Consider the following 1,446-nt stretch of genomic DNA (forward strand, 5'->3'; position numbering starts at 1 on the left):
CCTTGGGCTCGGGGGTGGCCATGATTTCTTCAAGCCGGTCGGCCCACACCGCCAGGTCCACGTGGCCATCCTCGGCGGCTTTTTCCCGCGCAAAACGCGCTATTTCGGCGGCGTATTCCTGGTTACCGGCCATCCACTCGGTGTCGGTCACGCGGCCGGTTTTGCGGCGCAACAGCACATGCAGGTGGGCCGCAACGGCAATTTTTTCACTGGAGGGCATGGTGCGCAATCCTTGAAAGTGGAGTCCGTTGTTTGTCAGTTACGTGCCCAACCGCTCGGCGTGCTGGGTGATGTCCAGGCCGTCGCTCTCGGCGGCTTCGCTGACGCGCAGGCTGACGATCAGCGAGGTGACCCACAAGGCCAGCGCCGTCATGAACAGGCTGTAGAGCATGACGGCGCCTGCGCCGATCGCCTGGGTCATCAGACTGCCCTCGACACCGGAGATGGCCTTGCTGGCAAAAATGCCGGTCAGCAGCGAACCCACAATGCCGCCCACGCCGTGCACGCCGAACACGTCCAGTGAATCGTCGGCGTTGAGCAGGCGCTTGAGGCCCGTAGCGCCCCAGTAGCAGGCCACGCCGGCCACCAGGCCAAACACCAGGGCCGCGCGCGGCGAGACAAAGCCCGCCGCCGGCGTGATGGCGACCAGCCCGGCGACCAGGCCCGAGCACAGTCCCAGCAGGGAAGGACGCCCGCGAACAATCCATTCGGCCGCCATCCACGAGAGAGCGCCCGCGGCCGCCGCGATGTGCGTGACGGCCATCGCCAGGCCGGCCCGGCCGTCGGAGGCCACGGCGGAGCCGGCGTTAAAGCCAAACCAGCCGACCCACAGCATGCCGGCACCGGCCATGGTCAGGCCCAGGTTGAAAGGCGTAAACGGTTCACGGCCGTAGCCGTGGCGTGGCCCGAGCGCGTAGGCACAGACCAGCCCGGCAATGCCGGCATTGATGTGCACGACCGAGCCGCCGGCAAAGTCCAGCGCGCCCATGCGCGCCAGCCAGCCATTGGGCTCCCAGACCCAGTGGGCAATGGGTGCGTAAACGACGACGGTCCACAGCGACATGAACACCAGCATCGCGGAAAACCGCATGCGTTCCACAAACGATCCGACCACCAGCGCGGCCGTGATGATGGCGAAGGTCAGYTGGAACATGGCGTAGACCGACTCGGGAATGTTGGGCGCGATATGGCTCACGGCCACCTTCTGCGCATCCTTCACGTAGTCCAGCCCGGTGAACCAGAGCCGCTCGGGACCACCCAGATAGTGCCCAAGCGCACCTTTGCCGGGCGTGAAGGCGATGGAGTACCCCACCGCAAACCAGAGCAGGCTGACAACGGCACAGATAGCGACGACGCAGGCCATGACATTGAGCACGCTTTTCCTGCGCACCATGCCGCCGTAGAAAAGGGCGATGCCGGGCAGGGTCATGAGCAATACCAGTGCGG

2 protein-coding genes are annotated in these 1,446 nt (G+C 65.6%); both read right to left on the minus strand.

Features of this window, described 5'->3' with window-relative positions; translation table 11 throughout:
• Positions 1–220 (minus strand): hypothetical protein (locus tag AC1D1X_RS23150; RefSeq protein ID WP_477699323.1); only part of this gene is annotated, 220 nt, incomplete at its 3' end.
• Between the two features lie 39 nt (positions 221–259).
• On the minus strand, positions 260–1,446 hold a 1,187-nt coding region (locus tag AC1D1X_RS23155), incomplete at its 5' end, for an ammonium transporter (RefSeq protein WP_477699324.1).

The sequence above is a fragment of the Polaromonas sp. P1_G4 genome, assembly GCF_056405475.1.